The 20,819-nt window shown below is 64.3% G+C and carries 19 protein-coding genes and 1 tRNA gene; 10 read left to right on the top strand and 10 right to left on the bottom strand.

From position 1 onward, the window contains the following. Positions 1 to 43: 43 nt before the first annotated feature. Positions 44 to 1,969, top strand: a complete 1,926-nt coding sequence (gene dnaG / locus ACQP0C_RS31795) for a DNA primase (RefSeq protein ID WP_433725949.1) — start codon at positions 44 to 46, stop codon at positions 1,967 to 1,969. Positions 1,970 to 2,386: 417 nt separating this feature from the next. Here dnaG and ACQP0C_RS31790 read toward each other — a convergent pair whose 3' ends face one another. Beyond that, on the bottom strand, positions 2,387 to 2,632 hold the full coding sequence (locus tag ACQP0C_RS31790; RefSeq protein WP_433725947.1) for a hypothetical protein: 246 nt from the start codon (positions 2,630 to 2,632) through the stop codon (positions 2,387 to 2,389). Between the two features lie 216 nt (positions 2,633 to 2,848). On the opposite strand from ACQP0C_RS31790, the gene ACQP0C_RS31785 reads away from it, so the two are divergent. Further along, a tRNA-Asn gene (locus ACQP0C_RS31785) sits at positions 2,849 to 2,921 on the top strand. Positions 2,922 to 3,580: 659 nt separating this feature from the next. Here ACQP0C_RS31785 and ACQP0C_RS31780 read toward each other — a convergent pair. Further along, positions 3,581 to 4,183, bottom strand: coding sequence for a DUF6461 domain-containing protein (locus tag ACQP0C_RS31780; RefSeq protein ID WP_433725945.1), 603 nt, complete (start codon positions 4,181 to 4,183; stop codon positions 3,581 to 3,583). 639 nt (positions 4,184 to 4,822) lie between these two features. On the opposite strand from ACQP0C_RS31780, the gene ACQP0C_RS31775 reads away from it, so the two are divergent. Next, positions 4,823 to 5,326: a nitroreductase/quinone reductase family protein gene (locus ACQP0C_RS31775; protein ID WP_433725943.1), complete on the top strand. Its 504-nt coding sequence runs from the start codon at positions 4,823 to 4,825 to the stop codon at positions 5,324 to 5,326. A 27-nt stretch (positions 5,327 to 5,353) separates the two neighbouring features. Here the strand turns inward: ACQP0C_RS31775 and ACQP0C_RS31770 are convergent, their stop codons facing one another. Further along, on the bottom strand, positions 5,354 to 5,740 hold the full coding sequence (locus ACQP0C_RS31770) for a hypothetical protein (RefSeq protein WP_433725942.1): 387 nt from the start codon (positions 5,738 to 5,740) through the stop codon (positions 5,354 to 5,356). Positions 5,741 to 5,766: 26 nt separating this feature from the next. Then, the gene (locus ACQP0C_RS31765; protein ID WP_433725940.1) at positions 5,767 to 6,606 is read right to left on the bottom strand and encodes a MerR family transcriptional regulator; all 840 of its coding nucleotides are present in this window, start codon (positions 6,604 to 6,606) and stop codon (positions 5,767 to 5,769) included. Between the two features lie 272 nt (positions 6,607 to 6,878). Here ACQP0C_RS31765 and ACQP0C_RS31760 point away from each other — a divergent pair, with 272 nt between their 5' ends. Beyond that, the gene (locus ACQP0C_RS31760) at positions 6,879 to 7,649 is read left to right on the top strand and encodes a hypothetical protein (RefSeq protein ID WP_433725938.1); all 771 of its coding nucleotides are present in this window, start codon (positions 6,879 to 6,881) and stop codon (positions 7,647 to 7,649) included. Positions 7,650 to 7,763: 114 nt separating this feature from the next. Here ACQP0C_RS31760 and ACQP0C_RS31755 read toward each other — a convergent pair whose 3' ends face one another. After that, the gene (locus ACQP0C_RS31755; protein ID WP_433725936.1) at positions 7,764 to 8,636 is read right to left on the bottom strand and encodes an aldo/keto reductase family oxidoreductase; all 873 of its coding nucleotides are present in this window, start codon (positions 8,634 to 8,636) and stop codon (positions 7,764 to 7,766) included. A 126-nt stretch (positions 8,637 to 8,762) separates the two neighbouring features. Here ACQP0C_RS31755 and ACQP0C_RS31750 point away from each other — a divergent pair, with 126 nt between their 5' ends. Then, positions 8,763 to 9,206 (top strand): winged helix-turn-helix transcriptional regulator, encoded by a 444-nt coding sequence (locus ACQP0C_RS31750; RefSeq protein WP_433725934.1) that lies wholly within the window; start codon positions 8,763 to 8,765, stop codon positions 9,204 to 9,206. Between the two features lie 663 nt (positions 9,207 to 9,869). On the opposite strand, the gene istB is transcribed toward ACQP0C_RS31750, so the two are convergent. Then, positions 9,870 to 10,661 (bottom strand): IS21-like element helper ATPase IstB, encoded by a 792-nt coding sequence (gene istB / locus ACQP0C_RS31745; protein WP_433722103.1) that lies wholly within the window; start codon positions 10,659 to 10,661, stop codon positions 9,870 to 9,872. Then, positions 10,658 to 12,157, bottom strand: a complete 1,500-nt coding sequence (gene istA, locus ACQP0C_RS31740; RefSeq protein ID WP_433722101.1) for an IS21 family transposase — start codon at positions 12,155 to 12,157, stop codon at positions 10,658 to 10,660. The genes istB and istA overlap by 4 nt, the downstream gene beginning before the upstream one ends. A gap of 282 nt (positions 12,158 to 12,439) precedes the next feature. Between istA and ACQP0C_RS31735 the strand changes: the two genes are divergently transcribed. Beyond that, on the top strand, positions 12,440 to 12,718 hold the full coding sequence (locus ACQP0C_RS31735) for a hypothetical protein (RefSeq protein WP_433725932.1): 279 nt from the start codon (positions 12,440 to 12,442) through the stop codon (positions 12,716 to 12,718). Positions 12,719 to 12,731: 13 nt separating this feature from the next. On the opposite strand, the gene ACQP0C_RS31730 is transcribed toward ACQP0C_RS31735, so the two are convergent. Then, positions 12,732 to 14,291, bottom strand: coding sequence for an AMP-binding protein (locus tag ACQP0C_RS31730; RefSeq protein WP_433725930.1), 1,560 nt, complete (start codon positions 14,289 to 14,291; stop codon positions 12,732 to 12,734). 53 nt (positions 14,292 to 14,344) lie between these two features. Continuing rightward, positions 14,345 to 15,025 carry an alpha/beta hydrolase family esterase gene (locus ACQP0C_RS31725; protein WP_433725928.1) on the bottom strand — a complete coding sequence of 227 codons (681 nt, stop codon included), beginning with the start codon at positions 15,023 to 15,025 and terminating at the stop codon, positions 14,345 to 14,347. A gap of 420 nt (positions 15,026 to 15,445) precedes the next feature. On the opposite strand from ACQP0C_RS31725, the gene ACQP0C_RS31720 reads away from it, so the two are divergent. Then, positions 15,446 to 16,480 (top strand): GAF domain-containing protein, encoded by a 1,035-nt coding sequence (locus ACQP0C_RS31720; RefSeq protein ID WP_433725926.1) that lies wholly within the window; start codon positions 15,446 to 15,448, stop codon positions 16,478 to 16,480. Positions 16,481 to 17,262: 782 nt separating this feature from the next. Further along, positions 17,263 to 17,697, top strand: a complete 435-nt coding sequence (locus ACQP0C_RS31715) for a hypothetical protein (RefSeq protein WP_433725924.1) — start codon at positions 17,263 to 17,265, stop codon at positions 17,695 to 17,697. Between the two features lie 64 nt (positions 17,698 to 17,761). Here ACQP0C_RS31715 and ACQP0C_RS31710 read toward each other — a convergent pair whose 3' ends face one another. Beyond that, positions 17,762 to 18,370, bottom strand: a complete 609-nt coding sequence (locus ACQP0C_RS31710; RefSeq protein ID WP_433725922.1) for a TetR family transcriptional regulator — start codon at positions 18,368 to 18,370, stop codon at positions 17,762 to 17,764. On the opposite strand from ACQP0C_RS31710, the gene ACQP0C_RS31705 reads away from it, so the two are divergent. Continuing rightward, positions 18,357 to 19,397, top strand: coding sequence for a DUF1295 domain-containing protein (locus ACQP0C_RS31705; protein WP_433725920.1), 1,041 nt, complete (start codon positions 18,357 to 18,359; stop codon positions 19,395 to 19,397). The genes ACQP0C_RS31710 and ACQP0C_RS31705 overlap by 14 nt on opposite strands. A gap of 358 nt (positions 19,398 to 19,755) precedes the next feature. Then, positions 19,756 to 20,748 (top strand): D-alanyl-D-alanine carboxypeptidase family protein, encoded by a 993-nt coding sequence (locus tag ACQP0C_RS31700; RefSeq protein ID WP_433725918.1) that lies wholly within the window; start codon positions 19,756 to 19,758, stop codon positions 20,746 to 20,748. Positions 20,749 to 20,819 lie beyond the last annotated feature (71 nt).

The raw sequence follows: 20,819 nt of genomic DNA, 5'->3' as shown, positions 1-20,819 counted from the left end.
GCCGCTGGGCGTGTCGAGGCCGGACTAGCCTAGACTGACCGCCGTGGCCGGACGACTCCCTGATCGCGATATCGCGGCAATACGCGAACGCGTCCGGATCGAGGATGTGGTGGGGGAGTACGTCGCCCTGAAGCGCGCGGGCGCGGACTCCATGCGGGGCCTGTGCCCGTTCCACGACGAGAAGTCGCCGTCGTTCCATGTGCGGCCCAACCATGGCCTGTACCACTGCTTCGGCTGCGGTGAGGGCGGCGACGTGTTCGCCTTCCTGCAGAAGGTCGAGCACATCGGTTTCGTCGAGGCCGTCGAGCAGCTGGCCGACCGGATCGGCTATCAGATCAACTACGAGGGCGGCGGCACCTCGGTACAGCGCGATCGCGGCACCCGGGCCAGGCTGGTCGCCGCCAACGCCGCCGCGCACGAGTTCTACATGGCCAAACTGCGCGAGCCCGACGCCGAGGCGGCGCGCAAGTATCTGACCGACCGCAACTTCGACGGCAATGCCGCCCAGCTGTTCGGCTGCGGCTACGCCCCCGCGGGCTGGGATACGCTCACCAAACATCTGCTGCGCAAGGGTTTCGACGTCAAGGAGCTGGAGGCGGCCGGGCTGTCGAAGCAGGGCCAGCGCGGCCCGATCGACCGGTTCCACCGGCGGCTGCTCTGGCCGATCCGCAATCTCGGCGGCGACGTCATCGGCTTCGGCGCACGCAAACTCTTCGACGACGACACCATGCCCGGCAAGTACATCAATACGCCGGAAACGTTGCTGTACAAGAAGTCTCAGGTGCTCTTCGGCCTGGACCACGCCAAGCGCGAGATCGCCAAGGGGCACCAGGCGGTGGTGGTCGAGGGCTACACCGATGTGATGGCCATGCACCTGGCCGGGGTGAAGACCGCCGTCGCCTCCTGTGGCACCGCCTTCGGCGACGAGCACCTCGCTCTGCTGCGCCGCCTGCTCATGGACGACAACTTCTGGCGCGGCGAAATCATCTACACCTTCGACGGTGACGCGGCCGGACAGGCGGCGGCCCTCAAAGCCTTTGCGGGCGACCAGAAACTGGCCGGACAGACCTACATCGCCATCGCCCCCGACGGTCAGGACCCGTGCGAACTGCGCCAGCGCTCCGGCGACGGCGCGGTGCGCGATCTGGTCGCCCGGCGAACTCCGTTGTACGAGTTCGTGATCCGCGGCCTGCTCGCCGACCACAACCTGGATACCGCCGAGGGGCAGGTGGAGGCGCTGCGCCGGGCCGTACCGGTGGTCGCCCAGATCAAGGACAACGCACTGCGCAAGGCGTACGCGACGAAACTGTCCGGATGGGTCGGTTGGGACGATATCCAGACCGTGGTGCGCCGGGTCGGCGAGGAAGCCAAACGCCACCGCAATGGCGGGCGCCCGGGTGGTCGTGGCTCGGTTGCCAGCGCGGCACAGCCCAGTACGGTCGTCGCCGAACACCCCGCCGCCCGTCCCAACCCGAACGACCCGACGCTGCTGCCGCAACGGCAGGCACTCGGCGCGGCACTGCAATACCCGGCAATGGCGGGCGCGGTCTTCGACTCGATCGAAACCGAGGCCTTCACCCATCCGGCCTATGCGGCCGTCCGCGCGTTGATCGCCGACGCAGGTGGCACCGCGTCCGGACTCGGCGGCGCGGAGTGGGTCAACGCCGTTTCCGACGGCACCGATGACCTGACCATGCGCGCGCTGGTCTCCGAACTGTCCGGCGAACAGATGCCGGTCAAGTCCGCCAACGACATTCCCCGTTTCGTCACCGGCGTCCTGGCCCGCGTCCAGGAAGCCTGGGTCGGCCGTCAGATCGCCGAACTGAAGTCGAAGCTGCAGCGGGTGTCCTCAACTGAGCAGGCCGAGGCCTACATGGCGCTGTTCGGTGATCTCGTCGCGCTGGAGCAATACCGCAAGAGTCTGCTCACCCAGGCAATGGGTAATCACAACGATTTCGCGGCGGGCTGAGTACTACTGCTGTTGCGGTACCAGCGCTGGTGCGGCGATCCGTCGTGACCCGAGGCAATTCCCGCGGGCTCGGTTTGCGCCATGACAATGTCCGGCTCGCAGATGCTGGGGCAGTTCATGCGCCAGCCCACCGCCATCGGCGGTGACGAGTGCCCGCCCAGCAACGGCCCGAGCATCCGGCGGTACGGCACGAGCACCTGTGGATGTCGGCCGGGCGGGATCGGCGGCATGTGTCGGACCCAGCGTGTTGGCTGCGTCGTTCCCCAGTGGGCCGTGCTGGGACCGGCGCTGCGGCGGGGATCTAGGGTAGGGACTGGCGGCGCGGCAGGACATAGATGCATGCCAGCGATGTTCCATGCCGAACGTCCATGAGAGCCGACTGTTGATCGGCAGGTGCTCCGGTTCGGCTACGCGAACTCAGCGACGCAGTTGATCCTGCGGTACCAGAATCGTGGTCCGCTCATCCAACGGCACCATCGGCTCCAACTTCGCCCGGGTGCTGAGCTTGTCCGACAGCTTCTGCCTGCCAACGAGCACCAGCTTGCGAGTCACCGGACTCCCGGTCACCGCACGGGTAGCCGCACTGATCTGCTCATAGCGACCCCGCCCGGCCTTCGTCCCGAGCACGTAACCGGCCGCAATGCCGATGATCAACCGCAGCATCTCGTAGAGCTCCTCCCGAAGTACCTGTGCGCGCGGCTACCATCCTGCCCGACGCCCGGTACGCCTGTCGATCCGGATCCACCCCACCGCGCGCCACCCCCAGACACGCCGACACCCTCACATGTCTCCAGGTAGAGACGCGATTTGGGAACCCGCCAACCGATACGCTAAAGTTTCTCCTCGGCCCGCCCAGTACGGACGAGCCACCCAGGATAATCCCCTATAGCTCAATTGGCAGAGCAGCCGACTGTTAATCGGCAGGTTTCTGGTTCGAGTCCAGATGGGGGAGCAAGAATAAGCCCCTGACCAGGAAATATGGTCAGGGGCTTCGTTCGTTTGGTCCACTGATCGGACCTCGCCAAGAAAACGCCAAGAATTCGCCGCCGAACGTTTCGTCGACCGGTCGTGTCGAAACCTGACCGAGTCGTCCAACGGCGGCACCATGATGATTCCGAACGGTGACGCGTTCGTCCCGGTTTCGTCGGTTGTGCGGTGCTGGGGGCCCGGCAGGCACTGCCTCGGTGTGAGATCGATGCTGTCTACGACGAGTGTGATGAGCCGAGGTTCCGGTACGAAAATCACAACGAGATGATTTCTGTCGCATGGCATCTCGACCGTTCGAGCTGGGCGGTCTTGGGGGGCCGGCTATTTCGAGGAGGGCTGGGTCTGTATCGCCCCCGGAGTGCTCGGGGTTCGGATCATCTTCGGCGGCGTCTATTTCCATGCTGGGGCCGGACATGGGTTCGGCAATGCTTCTGGGATCTCAGCCCTCGTCGATGCACTGCGGGGCGGCTACGTAACGCGTTGATTCGGAAGTGAACGGCTCTGGACGGTGGTCGTCGTAGCCGCTGGCTCCAGCCAACTCAAGTGCGCGATCATGCCGATTATTATGTGATGGTCCGTCTGCATCACACGAAACGTCGGCACGCGTGTTGGGTGACTCGGCAGCTACCGCGAGGCTGGGGGCAGGAGCCGGCCGCTGAGGACGGGACGGTTGTTGAGGTCATCCAGAGGCACCCCGACGCCGAGGTTCTCTGCAAGCCTGTAGAACATTCCGAGGGACCCCAAGGGACCGTATTCGTCTTCTTCGGGTCGGGCGCCGAGGGCCTGCATCTCGGTGTCGAAGCGGTGCGGGTCGCTGCCTGTCCGTGCGAAGCTGTTCGTGGTGTCGAGTCCGGTGATGAGGCGGCCGTCCTCGGCGTACCGGAACACCTCTCCCGGTTTCTCGCTGGCGTGCAGCTCCAGTGCCGCGGTTCCGATCGAGGCGCGCAGCACCATTCCTTGGTCTTGGATGCCTTTCCAACTGCCGTGCTCCCACGCCCAGGCCCAGCTTCGGTAATGCCCTGCGCTGACCACATATCCGTCGTCTGCGTAGAGAAGGCCGCCCAGCTCGTTGCGGAAGTCATTCGGCCCGCGCACCGCCACGGTGTTGTGGTCGACGCCCATCCGCTCCAATAGCTCCTGGGCGTTGATCTGACGCGCGAAGGTGAGGTTGACCAGCGGCAGATCCGTGTCGTACATCCACCCAAGGCCACCGGTCGTGGTGTTCACGACGCCCCCGGTTCGTTGATCGCGATCAAGGTCGGGAAACACAGTCCATGATCATGAAACCAGGCGTAGTCATCAGCTGAAGCAGTCACAGCGGCTGACACTGCCATGAGCCACCGACATCCATGGCCGCGTCCCCGCCCGGGACCGTCGTCTAGTAGCGACGGCCGCTCCGGCGGACAAGCCGGTTCCACGCGCCGGGCTGTTGCGGGACTCGATGGAAGTCCAACGTCCGGAAATGCCGCTGATCGCGCGGGCTGCCCGGGCCTTGGGAGTGCAGAGTCGGCCCCGCTCGCCGGGGTGACATGTCGGTTATGCACTCCTCAAATGCCCGCTTGCGGGAGGGAGACGACGATGTCACCTCTCCCTACAGCAGCCCCATGATTCGGCGCGGCGAGAGCACGAATCCTGATGGATCGGTTAGGCAGTGGTGGAACTGCTGCCGCCGGTCCGCAGACCCGGGACAGGCGCGGACGGATGTCCCCAGATCGGTCTTCGACCACATCGCTACCACCAAGTCGGCAAGCATCCTGAAATGCCGAATACACGATGTTGCCGTGGACGAACTGTCGGAGCGACAGCTTTGCCGCCCGAACTGGTGGAGGCTTTTAGGCCACGCACGAGGAGTAGCTGTCGTGTGTAATGAACCGCGTGGGGATTCTCGGCAAGTTGGTGCTTTCGAATTCGGAGCGGATGAACCGTCGCGGTCTCTTTCTCGGCCGCCGGTCGACGAAAGTGCATGTGGTGCTGTATCGATGGTCGAAGGGCAGAATCGGTGGGCGGGTTCCGGGGTGGCCGGCGGCTCGCATCCTGTTGCTCGATCACATCGGTGCCCGCAGCGCGATTCGCCGCATCTCTCCGGTGATCTTCCATCAAGACGGCGGTTTGCTGGCCGTGGTGGCATCCAAGGCTGGTCAGCCGGCCAATCCGGCCTGGTTCTACAACCTCCGGGCCAACCCGGAGACGACCGTCCAGATAGGTGCCGAAGTCCGCGTGGTCCGTGCTCGGGTGGCCGGGGAGCCCGAGCGGGAATGCTTGTGGCCCCGCTTCGTCGAGGCTTTCCCGGCTTTCGAGTTCTATCAGCGCAATGCCGGCCATCGCAGGATCCCGATCGTCATTCTCGACGCCACTTCGCCGTCTCGATGAGAGATCCTGCTGCGGCGCTGTGCAGGATCAGCCGATGAAGGGATTGCCCCACCCGTCGAGGCATGCGCTGATGATCGCCGCTATGCCGATGTAGCAGGGGATGATTCCGAACCCGGCCAGGAATCGAATCCTTGTGGCGTTCCGGCCTCGATGGTGCATGCATATGGTGCTGATGGTCACGGTCACTGCCCAGACTGCCAGTGCGAGGATCGCTCCCACCGGGAGGGCCCAGAAGTACAGCACTCCCGCCAGCGCCAGCACACAGAAGACGAACATTGCGAACCCGGCCAAGGCGCCCCCGATCACGTGCCAGCAGTACCCGAACCAGGTCCAGGCCATTCTCCCGATACCCCCGTGCATGCCAGCCTTACCCAGTGGCACTCGTTCGCCCAGTTCTTGGTCAGTTCTTGTCATTTGGGGGTCGGGGTGCGGATTCATCACTACTCCTGGGCATGATCGGCGGCGAGGAATTGGTCCACGTCTTCGCTGTCGTCCTCGCGGGCTTCGAGCAGGCGCTCGTTGAGTACGGGAATCGAGTGGTCCAGCCAATCGGGCCGTTCGCCGCCAACGGGCAGTAGCTCGTGTCGTTCGACGAATTCTTCGGCGAGGTGCCGGACCGATTCACGCAACGCGCTGACGACTACTCCCTCGGCCAAGCTGGTCAGCTCCTGCAGCAGGGCGCGAGTCCGGTCGAGTTGGTCGGTCTCGGTGCTGCCGACTTGGATTCGGGGCCACAGCGTTCGCTCGAAGATGTCGCCGAAATCGGCTGCGATTTGATCGATATGTGCACGCAGCCGGACAATCTGATCGAGCACCTCGCTCGGCGGCAAGTCCAGTTCGGCGACCCGCAGGCCACTGCTGAGTGCCCAGCGTCGCGTCTGCGGACGGCCGCGCCGCCACCGGATCAATCCGAGCTGAGTTGCCTTGCGCAGCAAGGCAGGTCGCAGTCCCTTCGGCTTGATCATCAATCGGATATCGCCCAAGCCGAGTGGTACCCAATCCTCAGGCCCGCCCGGCAACGCGAGCAAGTCGGCGACTGTCGCCCCCTGCTCGCGCGCGGTCAACAACTCGGCGATCGAGGCGAGTGAGAAGCCTCGGTCCTGCAGACGCTGCACCAGTTCGAGACGTTGTAGGTGGGAGCTGTCGTAGCGCGCGGTGCGTCCGACTCGGCGCGGCGCATGCAGCAACCCCTTTGACTGATACATCCGCACGGTGCTGATGGGCAGACCAACTCGCGCGGCCAGCTCTTCGACGGTGAGGTTGATATCTGCCGTTTGCATAAGTCGAGCATGCGCGGCATCAATCTTGCTAGTCAATACTATTCTAGTAAATGCTCGAATCGTCGCGGCGGCGGAGAGGATCATCCCGGGTATGTGGACCTCGATGCCCGCTTACCTCCAGTAGTTCGATCAGCATCAAACGTCCTGACATGCCGCTGTGCGCGCTGAGCGAAGCGGCCACGCCGTGGGGTCGACGGGCCAGAGCTGTTGCGGCTCAGAACATCCGCTTCTGCCGATTATCGAGTGGTGGGCGTCGAACGGACGTTGCTACCGTGCAAGCGTTCGGTGATCACGAAGGGACGAATATGCCCGTGGTGCGGCGATTCTGGATCGAATTCGATCGGCACCGCGAACCGGCTTGGCCCGGATCGTACGTCGGTGTGACCGGCTACGGCGAGCAGGACTGTCTGGCTATGGTGGCCGATCTGCTCCCCGACGGCGTGGAGTTACGCCCGGTGCGCCGCATCACGCCGGATATCGTTGTGGACGAGAACCTTCCGGTGAACATTCGCGCTCTCGGAGTCCCGGTGTGGCGCGGCGTCTGGTATCCGCCCAGCAACCTCCGGACCGGGCCGACGTGGCGTCCCCGTGGCGTCGGCCGAAATCCTGCCGCACCCGCGTCCGGCCCGGAACGCCGCACGGATTCACCCACACAGCCAGGGGCCGCCGTGCGCCCCGACCCACTGCCGGAGTGGTGGGACGAAATCCCGCATGTCGACAGTCTGCTGTGGCCGGTCGGCAAGATGCCCTACACCTATCTGGGCGATCAGATGTGGCGGTACGCACCAGAACTGCGCCGCGCCATCATCGAGGAGCCGAGCTATGGGGACATGGTGCGCGAAGCCCTCGACTACGTGATCGCGCGACGTCCGACACCGAGCGATTGGTTCGACCCGAACACGACCACGTTCCTCGATCAACAGCATCAGAACGAATATCTGCGAACCTTCCGCGACTACTTGTTCGGACACCAACCGGAGCCGATCTACCCTCCCCGCAAACGACTTGCACCCGACGCGGACACCACACCGTTCGACGAATGAGCACGGGCCATGAGGGCTCCGAACAACCTGTAGCCGCTGGGCGCGCGGTTAGGAACGTCCGCAACTGCCGAGTTGAGTGTGTTCGTTGGTCACGGTCCGCGAGACGGAACTGGTCTAGTGGCCGATTTTTTCCAGTTCGTCGATGTCTTTGTCGGACAGCGACAGTCCTGCGCCGAGGAGATTCTCGCGTAGGTGGGTCGTTGAGCAGGTGCCGGGGATCAGCAGGATGTTCGGTGATCGGTGCAGTAGCCAGGCCAGGGCGACCGACATCGGTGTCGCATTCAGGCGGGTGGCGACGGCCGACAGTGCTGCGGACTGTAGTGGGTTGAAGCCGCCGAGCGGGAAGAAGGGGACGTAGGCGATGCCCTGCCCGGCGAGGGTGTCGATCAGTTCGTCGTCTCGGCGGTAGGCCAGGTTGTACATGTTCTGCACGCACACGATCGGCGCGATCGTCTGGGCCTCGGTGACCTGTTCGGCTGTCGCGTTGCTCACGCCGAGGTGGCGGATCAGCCCTTGTTGCTGGAGTTCGGCGAGGGTCTCGAACGGTTCTGCGAGTGAACCGGACTGTGTCCCTGTGGCATTGCCGAGCCGGAGGTTGACCACGTCGAGCACCTCGAGGCCGAGCGCGGCCAGGTTCTCATGGACGGCGTGGCGCAGTTGTTCGGGTTGCCGGGCCGGGGGCCACCCGCCCTGCTGATCGCGGGTCGCACCGACCTTGGTCACGATGTGCAGCGATTCGGGGTAAGGGTGCAGTGCTTCGCGGATCAACTGATTGGTGACGCGTGGCCCGTAGGCGTCGGCGGTATCGATGTGGGTGATGCCCACGTCGACGACCTCGCGCAGGACGGTGAGCGCGCCGTCGCGATCGGCAGGCGGACCCATGACCCCGGGGCCGGCGAGTTGCATTGCGCCGTAACCGAACCGGGTGACAGTCACGTCACCCAGGGGCCAGGTTCCGCCGGGAAGCAAAGGGGAGGGTGTGTTCATATTTGTCTTTCCTCTCGAGCTGGTGGGTACCTATCGGTGTCTTGATTCAGCATTGATGTGTAACTTCCTGATAGGAAGTAGGCACTTCAAGGTGCGTAACTCACCCGCAGGTCGAAGGAGCGGCTAATGGCGACGACGACGGCAGCCCAGAAGAGAGCGCAGTCCAAGGCCGAATACGACGCTTTCCTGGCGGCATGTCCGAGCCGCAAACTGCTGGAACGGATCTCCGACAAGTGGGTCACGCTGATCGTGACCGCGCTCGGCAGCGGTGGATCACCTCAGCCCGGCGACCCCTGTATCGGTGAGCCGGGTTCGATACGCTACTCGGAGCTGGCGCGCCTGCTGGCAGGCGTGAGCCAGAAGATGCTCACCCAAACCCTGCGTTCCCTGGAGCGAGACGGTCTGGTAACCCGCACCGCGACACCGACCGTGCCCGTGACGGTCTCCTACGAACTGACCGAACTGGGCCTCTCACTGCACCGATTGGTCCGCGAGATCAAGGGCTGGGCCGAGACGCACATGGACGACGTACTCACCCACCGCGCGGCACACGACACCCGCGTCGACTGAACCACTCAACGCAGACCCACCCACTTTCCTCGCACCAGCAGGATCGCTGCATATAGTCAGCGATAGTGAGCTCTGATGCCGCTGATCGCGCGCTTCGTATCAGTTGGGGCCAAGTCTGGAAGGGCCAACAGGCCGAGATCATCTCGGCGCTCTGGTTTTGGACGGTGCCGATCTTGCGTCGTCGAGCACTGACCGCCTCGGACACGCGATCAGCAGCCGGTGCGCTCGCAATGTGTTTCACCGATCGACTGCAGGCTGGCGGTACGGGGTGCTGGTGTCGATCACGTGCCGCTCGTCCGCTGTTCGGCGTGGTCGGCGGCGCGCGTTCGGATTCGACCCCTCCCCACATATTCGCCAGAGATTCGAGTCGGTTCTGGGGGGCTGTGTGCGAACCTGCTGGGTACATAGGGCATTTCGTGCGTTTCAACTCGACCCCCTAAGCGCACAATGCCTTCAATGCTTGGTGTGACCAGCGCCTTTCTGTAGCTCGTTATCGGCAGGTTTCTGGTTCGAGTCCAGATGGGGAGCTTTGACCAGGGCGAACGCTAGAGTTCGACCCTGGTTTTCCTTTTGATGCCCGTGAGTGTCAATGGCCATTTGTGGGTCGCCGCTGGTGGCCAGGGGTGAAGTCCCCACCCCCTTGTCGGGGGTGGGGTGGTTAGTTCAGGGGCGTTCACCTCGCTTGTCGCGGTGTTTCATGCGGTAGGAGTCGCCGTCGGTGATGATGACGGTGGCGTGGTGCAGGAGTCGGTCGAGGATGCTGGCGGCGGTGGTGTGTTCGGGTAGGAACCGGCCCCATTGCTCGAATGGCCAGTGTGACGCGATGGCCAGTGAGCGGCGTTCGTAGGCGGCCGCGACGAGCCGGAACAGCAGTTGGGTGCCGGTGTCGTCCAGGGGTGCGAACCCGATTTCGTCGAGTATCACCAGGTCCGCGCGTAGCAGGGTATCGATGATTTTGCCGACGGTGTTGTCAGCCAGTCCGCGGTAGAGGGTGTCGATCAGGTCGGAGGCGGTGAAGTAGCGGACTTTGTGCCCGGCGGCGATGGCGGTGTGGCCGAGTCCGATCAGGGTGTGGCTCTTGCCTGTGCCCGGTGGCCCGATCAGCGCGAGATTGTGTTGTGCGCGAACCCATTCCAGGCTCGACAGGTAGTCGAAGCTGGCCTGTGGGATGGACGAGGCGGCGACGTCGAAGCTGTCGAGGGTCTTGGTGACGGGGAACGCGGCGGCTCTGAGCCGGTTGCGGGCGTTGGAGGCGTCGCGGGCGGCCAACTCGGCCTCGATGAGGGTGCGTAGCACCTCTTCCGGGGTCCACCGCTGAGTCTTGGCGACCTGCAGAACTTCCGGTGCGGTGCGGCGGACCGCGGCCAGTTTCAACCGCCGCAGCCCAGCATCGAGATCGGCTGGCAGTTCCGGGATCGATTTCGGGGCAGCAGTTTTCGATCGAGTCGTGGTCATGAAGCGCTCCCGTCGCGGGTGATTTTGTAGGCGTCGAGGGAGCGGGTCGGTGCGGTGGGCAGGTCCAGCACCAGTGCGTCACCGGCCGGGCGGGGCTGCGGGGTGCCGGTGCCGGCGGCGAGGATGGAGCGGACGTCGGCGGCGCGGAAGCGGCCGAACGCCACCGCCCGCCGCAACGCTGCCACCAATACCGGCTCGCCGTGGGCGGCGCCGAGCGCGAGCAGAATCTCCAACTCCTGCCCCAGGCGGGTGTTGCCGATCGCGGCCGCGCCGACGAGAAACGCTTCGGCGTCTTCACCGAGCGCGCAGAACTGTTGCTCGGCAGTGGTTTTCGGACGCGGCCCGCGGCTGGGCGCCGGGCGGGGCCCGTCGTAGTGGTCATCGAGGATCGATGCTTCACCGGGTGCGACGAGTTCGTGCTCGGCCACGATCACCCCGGTGGCCGGTTCGAGCACCAGCAGGGCACCGACATCGATGATGATCGCGACTTTTTCGCCGATCAGCCGGGTCGGCACCGAGTAGCGGGCCGACCCGTAACGAACACACGAGAGCCGGTCGACGGTGCGGGTCACCGCTGGTGCGCCGATCTCGAGCCGCAGTGACGGCAACGGCCCCAACAACTCCCGCTCGAGGGCCAGGCGTTCGTCCGGGATCGCGCAGATCTCCGAATGCATCAGCGAGTTCACCTCCGCGCACCAGGTTTTCGCCGCTGCGTTGGCCTCGGCCAAGGTCACCGCCCGCCCGGTCATCGCGGCCTCGGTCAGCAGCGGGACCGCCAGATCCCGCTGGGCATAGCCGCATAAGTTCTCCACGATGCCTTTGGACTGCGGATCGTTGGCATGGCACCAATCTGGTGAGAATCCGTAATGTGTTGCGAACCGAACATATTCGGCGGTCGGGACGACCACGTTCGCGACGACCCCGCCCTTCAAGCAGCCCATCCGGTCGGCCAGCACCCTGGCGGGGATCCCGCCGATCGCGGCAAACGCTTCGGCGATCAAGGCCAGCGTCGTGGACTGCTTTTGATCGGCGGCGAACGCGGTGAACCGCCACCGCGAGAACGCCAGCACCGCGCAGAACAACTGCAACCCGGGCGCGACCTGCGCCCAGTCGATCACCAGATACTCACCCGGCGACCACACCGCGGGCCGACGACCCCGATGATTATCCTTGCGCCACAACGCTTTCTGTTCGGCAACCAGCCGACGGAAATTCCGCGGCGACCCCTCGTAACCGGCGGTCCGCGCCGCCGGGAGTAGTCGCTTGGCCGAGATCCGGCCCTTCGACTTCTCGACCCGCTCGGCGACCAGCTCGCGCACTGAATCGTAATTGCGGGGCCGCGGCGCCCGCTCCGGCGGCCGACCGCCGGACTCGACACGCTCGATGACCCGTTTCACAGTCTTGTGCGTAGTGCCGCACAACTCAGCGGCCCCACGATAGGTTCCGACCTCTCGATAGGCGGAAATGATATCCATTCGCTCCCTCGCAGACTTCAATGGAACTCCCTGGGTAGTGACGGATGACAGTTGGCGCTATCACCGTCACTGCCCAGGCCACGAGCTCCGGGCATGACACGACGAGCAAGGGAATGGGGACTTCTACCTGGCCGCCAGCGGCGACCTACCGGCGACCACCAGCGGGGACTCTGTCATGGCCACGGACAGTGAGCGTCACGGAAACGTCGCGCTTCAGCTCACAAACCTGTCCGGCGTGGCCGTGAAATCGGGAACCTCGGCCGACTGGTCGATGTAGTGCCGCTTGATGGTGGCAGTGTTCGCATGACCGAGTTGCTGGGCTGCGGCCTGTGGGCTGTGTTGGTCGGCGCTGAGAGACGCAACGGTCTTGCGAAAGGTCTTTGCGGTGACCCACACAAACTTCTCGCCGCGTGCCTGACGCCACAGTCGGTTGAAGTTGTGCGGGTCCTAGATCCCGCCGTCGCGGTTCGGGAAGACCAGATTCAACGTATTGTCCACCGCTTCGGCTTTGACGCGCTCGAGCGTGTCGACGACGAACTGCAGCAGGATTACTGTCCGGAATCGGTCTTCGTCCACTCCTGACGGATCAACCCCTTCATCTCTGATACTGGGCTTGCAGCTGCCGTTTGTAGATCTTGCCCGAGTCGTCACGCGGCAGCATGCTGACGATGCGGATATCGGCCGGAATTTTGTAGTTGGCGATCTGTCCTGCCAGGCTCGCCCGGATGTGTTCTTCGGTGAGCTGGATGCCGGGTCGGGGGACGATATGGGCGGCAACGGATTCGCCGAGGTCTCCGGGGTGGGGGATGGCGAAGACAGCGACGTCCTCGACACCGTTGACCGCGGTGATGGCTGCTTCGATTTCGGCGGGGTAGATGTTGACTCCACCGGAGATGATGATCTCGCTCGAGCGGCCGGTGAGGTACAGGTAACCGTCGTGGTCGAGGTATCCGGTGTCGCCGACGGTGATGAATCCGGGGACCGAACTCGCAGGCGCGGTGCCCTGGTTGAGGTAAGTGAAACTCGGCCAGTAGTCGGCGCCCCGGACGAACACTTGTCCGATTTCCCCTGGGGGACAGGGGGTTCGATCCTCGTTGACGACCACCGCGGCTGAGCCGTCGGCGCCGCGGCCGACACTCCCGGGGTGTGCGAGCCATTCGGAGGCGGTGATCCAGGTGATAGTGCCCGCTTCGGTGCAGCCGTAGAACTCGATCAGGGCATCGCCGAACCAGTCGATCGCGGCGCGTTTGACCGCCGGCGGACAGGGGGCGGCGGAGTGGATCACATGGGTGAGGCTGGAAACGTCATAGCGGCTACGGATTTCGGGAGGAAGCGACAGGAGCCTGGAGAGCATCGTCGGGACGACCTTGGCCTGGGTGATGCGACGTTCGTCGACGAGTTGGAGGAATCGCTCGCCATCCCAGCGCGGCATGATCGTGATGTTTGTGCCCATCCGCAGCGCGAGCACCGCGACCGCGTTCGGACTGGTGTGATACAGGGGACCGGCCACGAGCATCTGCCCGCCGGGCGCGAGTCCCATGCGGTTGGCGGTGCCGCCCGCGATGGATAGCAGTTGATGCGGTGTCATGCGTTCGCGGAGAACGCCTTTGGGCGTGCCGGTGGTGCCCGAGGTGTAGATCAGTCCCATCGAATCCGCGATGGCACCCTCGAGGTAGCCCAGAGGTTCGAGATGATCCCCGATCCGCTCCTCGAGGGTGGAGTGGCGGCGTGTCGGCTGCACGAGCGCCCGGTCGAGGCCCGCTTCATCGAGGAGTTCGACCGGCATGGCGACTTCGATGATGTGCGCGTCGACGCCGGATCGGGCGATTGCCCGTTCGATCGTGTCGATGAACTCGGTGTGAGCGATGATGACTCGCGCGCGGCTGTCGGTGAGGACGTGGGCGACCTCGGGTGCCTGCCATCGAGTGTTGACCGGGACGGGATTTGCTCCGCATGCCGCGATGGCGAGGGAAGTCTCCAGGAACTCGATGTCGTTGCGCAGCATGACCGCGACGCGGTCGCCGCGGTTGATGCCGTCGGCGACGAAGGCGGCGGCGAGGCGGCCGGCTCGATTGTGGGCGTCGTGCTGGTTACGTGTACGGGCTCCGCAGGCGATGGTGGGGTTCGTCGGGTCGTTCGGCGAGACGTCATCCATGAGCCGCAGTGTGCCACTACCGGCGCGAGGTTGCGGTTTGCGCTGCTATTGACTCAGCCGGGAGTGAGGCCGAAGAAATCGGCGATCGCGCCGGGAGCGTCGAAGCCCGAGACAGGGTTGCCGAAAACCCATCGCATTCCAGTCGAGGCACCAGGAATCTGATGTCCGCCGCCAACGACTGTGTAGAGGGTGACCGGTGCGTGACCGGATTCTCGATGGTCGGTCCGACACACCTGGCAGTCGCCCGCGATCGCGTCGTCGGCATTCATCCAGTGAAATGACGGCGGCGCGGTGATCCCATTACGGCGTGCGAAGTACGCCGCCGTTTGCGCGGCCGACAGATGTGGCCCCTTGGGGAACCATCCCCGGAAGCTGACGTAGCCACCGTTGTAGGGCGCGAGAGGGTCTTCGGTGCCATGGATGAGCACCACTGGCACTGCCAGCGGTGGTCGAGATGATGCCGTGAGGTTTTCCGCAGCAGGCTGGTTACTGGCGATGAGTGCCGCCCCCGCGAGCAATTCGGGCGCGTCGTGCAGCAGCCGAATCGTCATCTGCCCGCCGAGTGAAAATCCGACCGCGTACACCCGGCGCCGGTCGATCGACGAGACGGTGGAGATCTCGTCGACCAAAGCGCCGAGGAAGCCGACGTCATCGATGTTCTTCACATTGCGGGCGAGCATGGTTGCTTTGCGCGCCCCGTTCCATTCGCGCTGAACAGCGTTGGGGTAGGCCACGATTGCTCCCCTCGACTCGACGAGAGAATCGAAGGCTCCGGAAGCGAATTCGCGGATCGAATCACCGGTTTGGAGGGTGCCGTGCAGAACCATCATCAGTGCGGCGTCGGCGCGTAAGTGCCGGGACCGAACGAGGGTATAGGTACGCCGTCGTTGCGAATGGGTCAGAGTGTGGTGGCTGACGATAACGTCCGGCACGTCCTGCGTTCGAATCCCCACAACTGATGAGTGTGACCCACAGCGCGACCCATGACCAGCTGCCACCGTAGCGCTGAGGGTGCCAATGCGGCTCGCCGGAAACAAATTTGCTGGTTGTAGACTCCGAATTCGACTACCGCGGAGGCCCAGTCGGATAGTTGCGACGTGTGACCACAGCAGGCGACGAAGGGCCGCCGGACAGTCGAATGAACAGGGGAGAGCATGTGGTATCTGATCGATGCCGCGACACCGGGTATGGTCATCCGCCACGTACCGGAGGAAGGTACGCCCCGAGAGCGGACCCTGCATCGCGCGATCCGTCCGAACTCGTTGGCTGCTATTGCCTCTTCGGCCATTACGGACGCCATCGCATCGAACCATATGTGCGCCCGCGAAATCCGGATCCGCGGCAAGGCACACAAGGTCTTCGCGCTGCCGGTGCCCGGACCAGACGGAGGGCCTCTGGCGGTTCAGATGTGGGTCGGTCCACAGGCTGATACCCCTGTGGACCCTCCCGCGATCGACGTCCTGGTGTGGGACGGCAAGCAATGGACCGTGCTGAACAGCGGGCGGGGTGGGGCGGTGCTGCCCAAGGGATTTCCACTGCTACATGGGGCGTGGTTTCTGTCGCGGATCATCGAGTGCGAGGAACGCGACCGGCTGATAACCGCAGCGCTCGACGCGCAACCAGGAACGCAGTGGCAGGGACCGATGCGGGTCCTGACCGCCGACGACGAGAAGACAACCCGTGTCTTCGGATTCTTCCGGTACCACTCACCGCATTCCCTGCGCGGGCTGCTGCTCCAAGTGGAGCAGGATCGCCAACCCGGCATCGTGCTGCCGACCTATCACGGCGACGCGGCTGTCGGGCTGCTCGGCGGAACCATCGCCTTGATCGATACCGAAACCCTGCAGATTGTCGAGTGGCTGACGCCGCCGCTAACCGGCATCGCCTGGCGGCATCATCCAGCATCGCGTGGCACCGACCCGTCGGCGGATCGCAAGGAATTCAACTTGACCACCACGCATCTCATCCACCCCGACGATCTTGCGTACTACCTCACACCGCTCTTGGACCTGGTGAAAGACCGCATCAAATCGGCCCGTTCGGTCGTTCGGCTGCTCACCCTCGAACACGAGTGGCAACTCGTCGAGCTTTACTGCATACGACTACCCCACGGGCTTCCCAGGTTCCTGACGTGCCTGATCCGACCAGTGGGAGACGACATGCGGCCGGGGCTCGTTTCCGAAAACTGACTCCCACCGAGACATCGCCGGCACGCATCGTCGAGGCCACGCGATCAGCTTGCGGAACGTATATAGGCTGATGTCGTCGGGCAGCCCCAATGCCTCACGTACCCGTTGCTACTGATGGTTGACGTTGGCCGGATCCCGCAGCGTCCATTCGAATGACGGAAAGATAAGGTCCACGTCGCAGTTGTCCGGTGGTGGAAACTCCCGCTTCCGTGCTTCCATTCGCTCCCAGCGCCGGTTGAGAATCTCCACCGCGAAGTCCGGGAGTGCGAGTGTGCCCTGAGGATTCTTCGGATCCGTGTCCTTAACCTCACGGATTCATCGAAATTGGTGACAGTGTGTGCCGGAGCCGAAGAAGGATGCTCCGAACTACGATAATCCTGTTTGCTGAAAGACAGAATTTCGTGGGTGAACAGCACCCTTCTGGTGCGGAAGTCCATCTCGGCGTATCCGGCGTTGGCCGTGGACGCCGCCAGATCCAGCACGATCTTGCCCGGGTCGTGTCTCGCGACGGGCTTACGCCGGCTGATGACCATAGATAAGGACAGCCCGCTTCAACACCCTGTTCGGCAGAAATCGCGTCGAATTTGTCGGCGGATTCTGCAAGGCATTTACCGACAGCCAGGGGATTCGAATCCGTGCCGCGATTCGGGTGTTATTTCTGATTCGTTGTGCGACTGTCCCAAATCACTGCTCAACGACATGTCCGGTGAGATGATGGGCGGGCACGATGAGCAGACATGACCGCCACAAGGCCGACACTGCGGCCGAGAGGAGCGATGTCGATGAGCACTCACGAGCGCACGATCTTCCGGGCGACAATCATCGCCGCCACTATCGCAGCCGCAGGCGCGGGGGTTCTCGCGGCCCCATCCGCCTCGGCCTCGTGGTCCGACACCTCGGGGACGCCGGCCGCGATGGTCAGCGACTGTGGGGGACCCTATGTCGTCGAACCGCCCTCACTGACCCTGACCTGCGCCGACGGGAACAATATGATCAACGACATCACCTGGGATATGTGGAGTGGCGCTCAGGCCGTCGGTCATGGTACCCAGCATCGGAATGACTGCAGTCCGGACTGCGCCGCGGGGAGGTTCATCGACAGCCCGGCGATGCTCGTGCTGGATGACCCCCGCCCGTTCGCCGACGCCGCCGGCGACTACTTTGCCCGCGCAACGGTCATCGGTACCCATGGCGTCCAAAGCTTCACCCTTCGCTAGCCTCCGCCATTCGCCGAAATTGATGGCCGCTTGCGCTATTCCACGCGATGCGCACGGAATCCGACTACGGCGACGGGAGTGAGGCTGTCAGCCGGTCGCGGAGTGTGGGCCAGTCCAGGTGGGCCTGTTCGCCCCCGGGTACCGCCAGGAGTGCGGTGCCGCGCAACGTGGCGAGAGTGGTGAGCAACCATTCGTGGAAGCCGTTTCGCGCCGCAACCTCGGGAACAAGCTCATCAGCCAGATCGCAGACGGCGGTAGTCGCCAGGTTCGCCATCATGGCCGCAACGTCGGCGACATCCACATCGTTGTGGGCGACGGCGTACAGCTCGAGCAGCGCACGGCTTATCGGCAGGTTGTGGACCTCCCACAACAAGTCGAGCAGCGCCTCGAACCGCCCAGCACCTGGCGGCAACGGGCCGACCTCGGCCTGTACATCGGCTACGTAGCGTTCGACGATGCGCTCGAGAGCGGCCTTCACCAACGCGGCCTTCGTCGGGTAGTAGTGCTGCATCGCGCCCTGGCTGACGCCGGCACGAGCGGCCACCGCTGCAGCGCTCAACGCGACGAACCCCTGCTCGACGAGCATCGATACCGTCGCCCTGAGCAGCCGATCCTGGGTCTGTGCTCGTCGTTCGGCTTGGCTTCGCCGTGGCGTCGTCTTGGCTCTGGTCACAATCCGAAGGCTAGTATCACCACTTGCAAGTTACCAACTTATATCTTACCGTTTGCGCATGCCGCCCCCATCGAGCAATGCGCGAGGACTAGCGAACCGCGCTCTCCCGTCCCTCGCTTCCCTGGTCGTCCTCGGCGCCCTGCTCACCGAGTCAGCGCTGCGGGATTTCCTGCTGGTGAACCTCGGCGTCCAGTTCGTCATCTTTGTGGGCGCTGCCTGTATCCCGGGGTGGCGCACTCTCCGGATGTCCTATGTCGACATCGCATGGCCCTGGGGACTCGTTGCCCTCGGCGTCTCGGCGCTCGCGATGAGTGACAGATCCCCGCTCGCCGTGGCTGTGGCCGTCGTCTTTCTGGTGATGGGCGGACGCATGGGTATCGCTGCGCTCGTCCTTTGGCGTCACGGCGAACTCGACCGTGAGCTGCCGCGCTACCGGTTCCAGCGCAAGCGGTGGGCAAAGGCCACCCTGGGCAGCGAGCGGCTCGACATCGTAGCCGAGATCCTGGTCCAGGCAATTTCGAACATCACGGTCATGGCCGTACCGGCAGCGCTGGTGATCGCGATCGACGGTGCCGGAGTGAGCGCGGTCGCAGCGGCAGGCATCATCCTGTGGGCGGTGTCGTGGGTGCTGGAGTCGGTCGCCGACTTTCAGAAAATCCGTTTCGTCCGGTCGATGTCGACGACGAATACGCGGGGGCATTGCGACGTCGGACTCTGGAACTACAGCCGACACCCCAACTACTTCTTCCAGTGGATGCAGTGGAACGCGATCATCGTCCTGTGCTTGCCGGTGCTGCGCCGAGCATTCGACGAATTCACACCCGTCGCGGCGATCGGCGCCGGCCTCGGACTGTTCGCGCTGTCGGCGATCATGTATTGGTGTCTGGTGTTCTACACCGGCGCTGTCCCGGCCGAGTACTACAGCGCGCAGAAGAGGCCGGGCTACCGTGACTACCAGGCACGGACCAACCGATTCATGCCCGGGTTCAGTCGCCACAAGCCATCCGCCAGCCACACTGTGAGCTGAGGGCGCCAACTTTCGGCTCGGCGGTGGCGGGACTCGGCGCCCACCCTCGTCCGACCCGAGGCCTGCGCGGTACTGGCCATCGCCCCGACACCGGCCGCCCGGCCGAACTGACCAAAGCCCGAATCGCTGCTGCGCTGCGTCGCGCCGGCCGCAGCCGCGGAATCGACCGGACCGCCACCGAAATCCACCAGCGAATCCGAGAGCGTCAGCTGCACCATCCCAACACTTGTGGGGAACGCATTCGGCCATCAGGTGCTCGCTCTACTGGCGATGCTCAACGCTGCCTGCGCCGGTGCCGCCGCTGAGCGGTCGCACGCGAGGAGCGTCGGGCTCAGCGCATCCAGGATTAGCTGATTGCATGCTGCTGCCGAAGCGGCGCGGTAATTCGGTCGGTGAAATCCCGCTGATTGACAGGAGAGCACGGCAGAATGCGGCCATGCTGACATTTGCCCGATTGTTGCAGGTCGTCGTCACCGGGGCGCTGGTTGTGGTAGCCGGTCATGGCGTCACGGCCGCCCCCGCCGTGAGCGAGGCCCATATTCAGTTGCCTTGGCTGACTTCTGAGCCGGACGCAGTGCAGGCGTCGGGAGCGGCGCTGGCAGACGGAATCACCGGCACACTGCTGTGGTCGCGAGAGCCGAACACCCCGGTTCCGATAGCCAGCATCGCGAAGGTGATGACGGCACTGGTCGTGATCAATGCCGGCGACCTCGATCGAACCATTACCGTGCCGCAAGAAGTCATCGCCTACGACACCGAGTACGGCGGAAGCACCGCAGGCCTGGTCCCCGGCGAGGTGCTCACCGCGCGACAGCTCCTCTACGCGATGATGCTGCCGTCCGGCTGCGATGCCGCCTATACCCTTGCCGAGGCGTACGGGCCCGGCCAAGACGGTTTCATCGCCAAAATGAACGACACCGCGCGCCAAATGGGCCTGGCGGGAACATATTTCACCGACCCCAGCGGGCTGCCCGCCCCCACCGACTACTCCACCTACTCCACACCGGCGGACCTGGTGGCTCTGGGCCTGCGCGCGATGAGCCTGCCGGTGTTCCGCGACATCGTCAGGTCGCAGAGCTATCACCTGCCCGCCGGCCCTGGCAACCGCGATCACCTCTGGCAGACCACGAACAGGATGCTGCACGACTATCCCGGCACTATCGGCATCAAAACCGGATCCACCGACGCTGCGGGAACCTGCCTGCTGTTCGAGACGGTCAGGGCGGGAATACCGCTGATCGGTGTGGTCCTGCACAGCTCACCCGACAGCGCCGTCGCCGCAAAGAACGACGCCGAGCGCATGCTGAACTGGGCCTATAACCCGATCTTGAGCGCGCTGCCGATCGGTTAGCGCCGAATGCGGCTTCAACGCCTGTGGGCCCACATGACCTAGCGGCTCATGGGGCTCGTGTCCGATGAACA

The organism is Nocardia sp. CA-129566 (assembly GCF_050956075.1).
Lineage (GTDB): Bacteria > Actinomycetota > Actinomycetes > Mycobacteriales > Mycobacteriaceae > Nocardia.
Note: the sequence above shows the minus strand (reverse complement) of the source record. Positions and strands in the feature narration are given on the sequence as shown.

Bases quoted from the DNA above. Each gene is read 5' to 3' on its own strand.
- ACQP0C_RS31775 (WP_433725943.1), top strand. From the start codon at position 4,823: ATGAACCGCGTGGGGATTCTCGGCAAGTTGGTGCTTTCGAATTCGGAG.
- ACQP0C_RS31715 (WP_433725924.1), top strand. From the start codon at position 17,263: ATGAGCACTCACGAGCGCACGATCTTCCGGGCGACAATCATCGCCGCC.
- ACQP0C_RS31755 (WP_433725936.1), bottom strand. From the start codon at position 8,636: ATGAACACACCCTCCCCTTTGCTTCCCGGCGGAACCTGGCCCCTGGGT.
- ACQP0C_RS31735 (WP_433725932.1), top strand. From the start codon at position 12,440: ATGACCGAGTTGCTGGGCTGCGGCCTGTGGGCTGTGTTGGTCGGCGCT.
- ACQP0C_RS31730 (WP_433725930.1), bottom strand. From the start codon at position 14,291: ATGGATGACGTCTCGCCGAACGACCCGACGAACCCCACCATCGCCTGC.
- ACQP0C_RS31770 (WP_433725942.1), bottom strand. From the start codon at position 5,740: ATGACAAGAACTGACCAAGAACTGGGCGAACGAGTGCCACTGGGTAAG.
- ACQP0C_RS31790 (WP_433725947.1), bottom strand. From the start codon at position 2,632: ATGCTGCGGTTGATCATCGGCATTGCGGCCGGTTACGTGCTCGGGACG.
- ACQP0C_RS31700 (WP_433725918.1), top strand. From the start codon at position 19,756: ATGCTGCTGCCGAAGCGGCGCGGTAATTCGGTCGGTGAAATCCCGCTG.
- ACQP0C_RS31765 (WP_433725940.1), bottom strand. From the start codon at position 6,606: ATGCAAACGGCAGATATCAACCTCACCGTCGAAGAGCTGGCCGCGCGA.
- istB (WP_433722103.1), bottom strand. From the start codon at position 10,661: ATGACCACGACTCGATCGAAAACTGCTGCCCCGAAATCGATCCCGGAA.
- ACQP0C_RS31750 (WP_433725934.1), top strand. From the start codon at position 8,763: ATGGCGACGACGACGGCAGCCCAGAAGAGAGCGCAGTCCAAGGCCGAA.
- ACQP0C_RS31720 (WP_433725926.1), top strand. From the start codon at position 15,446: ATGTGGTATCTGATCGATGCCGCGACACCGGGTATGGTCATCCGCCAC.